This window comes from Streptomyces sp. NPDC001393, assembly GCF_053597455.1.
Map to the genome: position 1 here is coordinate 32297 of NZ_JBSFIH010000066.1, position 6910 is coordinate 39206.

Sequence of the window (6910 nt, forward strand, 5' to 3'; positions counted from 1 at the left end):
CCGTGCTGTGCTCCGGGCGACCGCGCAACCGCACAACGGCCCGCTCACAGCATCGAGCGGACCTGGGCGTGGTCGCCGGGGAGCGCGTGCCTGGGCGCGCGCAGGCGGTGCGGTCCTTCGGCTGAGCACGCGCGTGCAGGAGGGCCTTCAGGAGGCCGCCCGTCGCCCGGACCGCGGCGACATCAGCACCACGACCGTCATCATCTGGGTGGCCGCCGTCACCGGTGCCGTTCTGATCGCCGGGACCATCGCCGTCGTGATCGCCAAGTACAACGGCAAGCTCAGCGGGCTGTGATGAAGCCTCCCGAGCGGCTGGCCAACTGGTGGCAGGGGCGACGATGGCGCGACGAGCGCGGTGACACATCCATCCAGATGGCGATCGTCTTCCCGTTCGTGCTGCTCGCCACGGTCGCCGTCATACAGGCCTCCATGTGGTACTACGCCCGGCAGATCGCTCTGACCGCTGCCCGCGAGGGCGTCAGCGCCGCCCGGGCCTACCAGTCGAGCCCGGCCGACGGTGCGGCCCAGGCACGCAATGTTCTGGGCCGCACCGCGGGGGACAGCCTGAGCGGCTACAGCGTCTCCGCGAGCAGCGACGGGCAGCGTGTGCGGGTCCAGGTATCCGGCACGGCCCTGTCGATGATTCCGGGTGTGCCGGGCCTGCAGGTCACGCAGTCGGCGTCCGGCCCCGTGGAGCGCTGGACCGTCCCGGGGGAGTGAATCACGTGGGATCCATGGCCCGTTGGGCACGCCGACTACGCAGTGATGAGGGCAGCGCCGCGATCGAGGCGGCGATCGTCCTCCCTGCCCTGATCATGTTTCTGTGTCTGGCGATCGCCGGCGGCCGGATCGTCACCTCCGGCGCGAAGATCGACTCCGCTGCGGAGGACGCAGCCAGGGAGGCGTCCATCCACCGCACAGCGGCGGCCGCACAGAGCGCCGCGCAGTCGGCGGCTGCCGAGTCCCTCAACGATCAGGGCATCAAGTGCGCGTCGACATCCGTCAGCATCAACACTGGCGGTCTCAGCGTGCCGGTGGGGCAGGTCGGCACGGTCACCGTGACCGTGACCTGCACCGTCAATCTGTCCGACCTTCTGCTTCCGGGTGTGCCAGGAGCCAAGACGCTCACTTCCACGGCAACCTCGGTGGTGGACCAGTACCGGCAGCGGGGTGACTGATGATCTTCCAGCAGATCTGCCTGCGTCGAGCGCGGCTGGACGACCGGGGAGGCGTCACCGTATTCGTCGCCGTGTGCGTCATCGCGCTGATCGGGATCATCGGCGTCGCCGTCGACGGCGGTAGCAAGATGCGCGCCACTGAACGCGCGGACTACATCGCCGGCGAAGCCGCGCGGGCAGGCGGGCAGGCGATCGATCCCACCGACGCGATCAACGGCAGGGCGATCGTCGTGGATCCGCAGGCCGCATCCGCCGCAGCCCAGGCCTACTTGCGCTCCGCCGGTGCCACCGGCACGGTCAGCGTGTCCGGCGACGGAAAGACGCTCACCGTCACGGTCACTGGCTCGTACGACACGAAGTTCTTGTCGGTGGTGGGGATCGGCTCTCTGTCGGTGACCGGCCATGGCAAAGCCACCCTCCTGCATGGCGTCACGGCTCCAGAAGGAAACTAGATGCGCACCACCCCTTCCCCCGCCGCAACCGCTGGCCGCACCCTGGCGCGGGTCCTCAAGGCCGGCTTGAGTCTGCTGGTCCTGGTGGTCGCGGTCGTCGGGCTGCCGCTGCTGCTGGCGTGGGCCACCCCCGTCATCTGGGCTGCCACCCACGACGACGCCATGCACCTGCTGGACCGGCAGGACACCGGCAGCGTGTTCCTGCTGGTGCTCGCCTGCGTGGGCTGGATCGGGTGGGCGCAGTTCACGTTCTGCGCCCTCCTCGAGCTGATCGCGCAACTGCGGGGCCGTACGTGGCATGCCCCGCGCGGGATGGGCGCCTCGCAGCGCGCCGCGGCTCTCCTGATCGGCAGCATCATCGTGTTGCTGCCGACGGGTTCGGCTCTGGCCTCCGACGCCCAGGCCGCCCCCGCCACCACGGCGGCCCGCGTGCCCGGGCAGCCTCAGGCGCCGCAGGCCGCCAAGTCCGAGCAGAGTACGACGCCCGCAGCGAGCACAGCAGCATTCGGCACGACCTACACGGTCCGCCAGACGCGGCCGGCGGAGAGCCTGTGGGGCATCGCCGAGCGGGAGTTGGGGGACGGTGAGCGGTGGCGGGAGATCGCCGATCTGAACGAGGGACGGACCATGGCCGACGGCACGGTCTTCCGCGCGAACAGCTTTCTGCAGCCCGGCTGGCAGCTGCAGATGCCCGAGACCACCGCGGCTGCGGGAGGCGTCCGTACACAGCTGGGCGACAGCGCACCCGCTGCCGAGGACAAGGGTGGGCACGTCGTCACGGTCCACTCAGGCGACTACCTGTCGAAGATCGCGGAAAAGGAACTCGGCGACGGCGACGCCTGGCCGCAGCTGTTCGATGCCAGCCGAGGCAAGCCGCAGCCGCACGGCCTGCCCGAGATCACCAACCCGAACGTCATCTACGCGGGGCAACAGATCACGGTGCCCGAAGCCAGGCCCGACCAACCGGCCCAAGGCCGCGACGAGGGCGGGGAGTCGGGCGAGCAGAAGACCACTCCCCCGGCCACCCAGGATCCCAGCAGCAAGCAGAAGCCGGACGACGGCACGAGCAACGCACCAACGCCCGCGCCCAGCCAGACCACAGCGCCAGCACCCGAGTCGTCGGCGCCCAGCGCACCGCCTACTCGCCCTGCCGAGCAGCCCGGGCAGAATCAGGCCTCTCCGTCCGCACCAGCGTCCGCCAAGCCCGAACCCAGCGCCTCGCCCTCTGCAACCTCCCCGTCGGCGCCGGAAACGTCCGGACCCGCTGCCCCCTCCCCCACCACTCCCGCGACCCCGGCGACGACCCCGGCCAGCAGCAGCCCGCTGAACCTGCGCATCGTGCTCGGCGCCGGCGCACTGCTCGCGGCCGCCGTCACCGGCGCCCTGGCCCTGCGCAGGACGCTGCAGCGCCGCCGCCGCAAGCCAGGCGAGAAGATCGCCATCGCCTCGGAGACCTCGGCCGCCGAGGCCCAATTGGCGGCGGCCGCCGAACCCAGCGGCGCTGCCCGCCTGGACGTGGCACTGCGGACCCTGGCCCACCACGCGACCCAGCAGGACGAGGACGCGGTCCTGCCGCCGCTTCGGGCCGCCCGGATCGGCACCCGCGCGCTGGGCGTGCTGCCCGAGGACCTCGCCCAAGACCCCATGGCCCCCTTCGCCTCCGGGCAGGACGGCTGGTGGATCCTGCCCGCCGACGCCGCCCTCCTGGACGACGAGAGGGCCCGCGATGTACCGGCGCCGTATCCAGGGCTGGTCACGATCGGCAGCACCGAGGCGGGCGACCTGCTGCTGCTCAACCTCACGCAGCTGCCCGCGCTGCTGCTGGACGGCAACCCGGTCCACATCACCGAGGTATGCACCTCCCTCGCCCTGGAACTCGGGATGAGCCCATGGGCGTCCGACGTCGAGGTCGTCACCGTGGGGTTCGGCGAGGATCTGCCTCAGCTGCTGCCCACAGCGCGGATCGCCCACATGCGCCAGGCCACGCACGCGCTGCGCGATCTGAGCGAACGCCTGCTGGAAGCGCACCAGATGCCCGAAACCCAGCATCAGCCGTATCTACTGCTGTGCGCGTCCTCCTTGGATGAGGACACCGCGTGGCAGTTCGCCGACGTCATCGACAAGGCGGGGGCAGTGCCCGTCACGCTGATCGCCCCGGCGAGTACCGCGGCCGTTCGCTTCCCCGAGGCTGAGATCCTCAACGCCTCCCTCAGCGAGCCGCAGCACCTCGACTACGCCGGCACCGACATCACCCTGCAGCGCCTGGAGCACGCCGCCTACCTGCAGATCACCACCGCGTTGAAAGTGTCCGGGCAGCCGCCCCACCCGGCCGAGGGGCCCTGGCAGGACGTCCCGGACGAGCTGGAGGGCATGCAGCAGCCCACGCAGGCATCGCCGGAGGAATCCATCACGCCCGCCGCCGCCTCGCCACCGTCGCCGCCCGCAGCAACGGGGGTGAGCGGCGAGGTCTTCCCGGCCCTGCTCGCCGCCAGCACCGATCCGTCCGGGCTCCGTCTAATCTCCCCCGCCCCATCGCCGGCTGAACCCGACAACGAAGCCGACCCGGGCACCGAAGCAGCCGTGCCTTTGGCCCCAGCGCCCCAGGCCGAGGCCGACTCCACCGACACAGCACAGGCCGCGGAGGCCGACGCCCGGGCGGCCGCCGTCGAGGAGCCCACGGCGCCCGAGGCGGACGATTGCGAGGCGCACGACCTGCACGCCCCAGAGATCCGGGTCCTGGGGCCGGTTGAGGTGACGGGCGTGGACAGCACCGGCCACGGCCCGAGGATGGCACAGCTCGCCGCCCTGCTGTACTTCCGGCCCGGGCGCAGCGCCGATGTCCTGTGTGCCGACATGGATCCCGTCAGCCCGTGGTCGACAAGCACCCTCAACGCGCGGATGCAGGGCCTGCGCAGCTCGCTGGGCGGCGACTCATCCGGCAACCTCTACGTACCGCGTCGCAAGGCGGGTGAGGACCCGTACCGGCTCGCTCCCGGCGTGCGCTGCGACTGGACCCGTTTCCTCCAGCTCGTCGAACGCTCGCTACCGCTGGGCACCTCCGGCCTGACCGAATTGGAGAAGGCGCTGACCTTGGTGCGGGGCAAGCCTTTCGGCGGCCGGCCGCTGCCCTGGGCCGAGCCCTACGCTCAGGAAATGATCACTCGGATCATCGACGTCGCGCACACGGTGGCCACTTACCGCATCCCTGTGGGCCCCCATCACGACCTCCGCGCCGCACGCCAGGCCGTCGCGACAGGTCTCGACGTCGACCCCACGGCAGAGCTCCTCTATCGGGATTGGATGCGTCTTGAGGCTGCGCGCGGGAACCGCTCCGGGCTGCACACCGCGATCACCCGCGTGCAGCAGGTCAACCGCGATTTGGACTGCTCCCTGGAGACGGAAACCACGCAGCTCATCAACGAGCTCCTCAACGGCTCGGGCACGGCGGTACGCATCTAGGATCCGCGACTTCGTTAGCAATGAAGGTGGTTCGTTAGCCTGCGCCTTTCACTTGCCGCGGTGTCCGGATCTTGATCGGAAACGCGAAAGTGCCCTCTGAGCTGGGAAGATGAGGCTTGTCGAAGGTCTCTGTCATCCCAGCAGGAAGGCACTTTCTGCGTGCACACTACCGCCTCGCGCCCCAAGCTCGTCGTCTCGGCCGACGGCCACGGGGTGGTCAGCCATGCCGGGTCCCGTCTGCTGGCCGATCTCGCCGACGCCACAGGTCTGACCGCCGCGTTCACCAACGCGCTGCGCCGTCTGCGGCCACGCGGCACCGGACACAACCCGGGCAGGATCGCGGTGGACGTGGCGGTGATGCTCGCCGACGGCGGCGAAGCCATCGCCGACTTGGCCCTACTGCGCGACCAGGCCGAGGTCTTCGGCCCAGTGGCCTCTACCCCGACCGCCTGGCGCCTCCTGGCCGGCATCGACCACACGGCACTGGCAGCACTGCGCACGGCCCGAGCCGCAGCGCGCGAGGTCGCCTGGCTGCAGGCCGCCGAGACGGACAGAGGCATACCCGCGGCCCAGGCCGGCGGGCGGGACGTACCCGGGCTGGTCATTGACATGGACGCCACCCTGGTCACCTGCCACTCCGAGAAAGAGCAGGCCGCAGCCACCTACAAGCGGGGCTTCGGCTACCACCCGCTGCTGTGCTTCCTGGACAACACCGGAGAAGCCCTGGCCGGACTGCTGCGGCCGGGCAACGCCGGAGCCAACACCGCCGCCGACCACATCACCGTCCTCGATGCGGCGATCGCCCAGATCCCCGACGACCGCCGCCACGGCACCCCCATCCTCGTCCGCACCGACAGCGCCGGAGGAGCCAAAGCGTTCCTGGCCCACCTGCGGGCGCTGCGCGCCCGAGGCGTCCACACATCCTTCTCGGTCGGACATCCCGTCACCGAGCTGGTCCGCCGCGCGATCCGCGCCCTGCCCGATGAGGTCTGGCATCCCGCGCTGGAGCAGGACGGCACCCTTCGCACCGGCGCCGAGGTCGCCGAGCTGACCGGCATGGTCGACCTGGACGGCTACCCCGACGGCACCCGGATCATCGTCCGCCGCGAGCGCCCGCACCCCGGCGCCCAACTGTCCATGTTCGACCTCGACGAAGGCATGCGCCACCAGGTCTTCCTGACCGACACCCCCTACGGCGAAGGCTCGCTGCAGCACCTGGAGGTCCGCCACCGCGCGCACGCACGCGTCGAGGACCGCATCCGCTGCGGAAAGAGCTCCGGCTTCGGCCGCTTTCCCTCCCGCCACTTCACCCTCAACCAAGCATGGCTGGAGCTGTCCCTGGCCGCCACCGACCTGCTCGCCTGGACCCAGACCCTGCTCCTGGAAGGCGAGTTGGCCACCGCCGAGCCGAAGAAGCTTCGCTACCGGCTGCTGCACGCAGCCGCCCGCATCACTCGCGGCGGCCGCCGCCTTCGCCTGCGGATCGCCACGACCTGGCCCTGGCGGCACGAACTCATCAACGCCTTCGCCCGCCTCACGGCACTACCGCGACCGGCAACCTGACCTGCGGCACTGTCCCTGCCCACCACCACCGAGGAACCCCTTGAAGACCCCGGCCCGAGCGTCGGACCCAAGCCATGCCCACTCAACAACCAGGGGCCGACAGCACCAGTCCTCCACCATCACCCCAGCTCAACCACTCGAAACGAAACGGGGAGGTTAGAGGCAATACCGGTAACTTACGGGCAATCTTGTCGTTGTTGTTGGTGTGCCAAGAGCGGGTCAACTGAAGTCATCCGGTGAGCGACTGTCGGACCGGGT

At 70.4% G+C, this 6910-nt stretch carries 6 protein-coding genes; all 6 read left to right on the top strand.

The window, feature by feature from the left end:
- The first annotated feature begins 133 nt into the window (after nt 1-133).
- The gene (locus ACWC2T_RS40035) at nt 134-295 is read left to right on the top strand and encodes a hypothetical protein (RefSeq protein WP_450675251.1); all 162 of its coding nucleotides are present in this window, start codon (nt 134-136) and stop codon (nt 293-295) included.
- Nucleotides 295-720 carry a TadE/TadG family type IV pilus assembly protein gene (locus tag ACWC2T_RS40040; RefSeq protein WP_450675252.1) on the top strand — a complete coding sequence of 142 codons (426 nt, stop codon included), beginning with the start codon at nt 295-297 and terminating at the stop codon, nt 718-720. The genes ACWC2T_RS40035 and ACWC2T_RS40040 overlap by 1 nt, the downstream gene beginning before the upstream one ends.
- Before the next feature lie 14 nt (nt 721-734).
- Nucleotides 735-1178 (top strand): TadE/TadG family type IV pilus assembly protein, encoded by a 444-nt coding sequence (locus ACWC2T_RS40045; RefSeq protein ID WP_275884223.1) that lies wholly within the window; start codon nt 735-737, stop codon nt 1176-1178.
- Nucleotides 1178-1630: a TadE/TadG family type IV pilus assembly protein gene (locus ACWC2T_RS40050; RefSeq protein WP_275884224.1), complete on the top strand. Its 453-nt coding sequence runs from the start codon at nt 1178-1180 to the stop codon at nt 1628-1630. The genes ACWC2T_RS40045 and ACWC2T_RS40050 overlap by 1 nt, the downstream gene beginning before the upstream one ends.
- Nucleotides 1631-5089: a LysM peptidoglycan-binding domain-containing protein gene (locus ACWC2T_RS40055; RefSeq protein WP_450675253.1), complete on the top strand. Its 3459-nt coding sequence runs from the start codon at nt 1631-1633 to the stop codon at nt 5087-5089. It begins immediately after the preceding gene.
- Nucleotides 5090-5248: 159 nt separating this feature from the next.
- Nucleotides 5249-6652: an IS1380 family transposase gene (locus ACWC2T_RS40060; protein ID WP_450675254.1), complete on the top strand. Its 1404-nt coding sequence runs from the start codon at nt 5249-5251 to the stop codon at nt 6650-6652.
- Nucleotides 6653-6910: the final 258 nt, after the last annotated feature.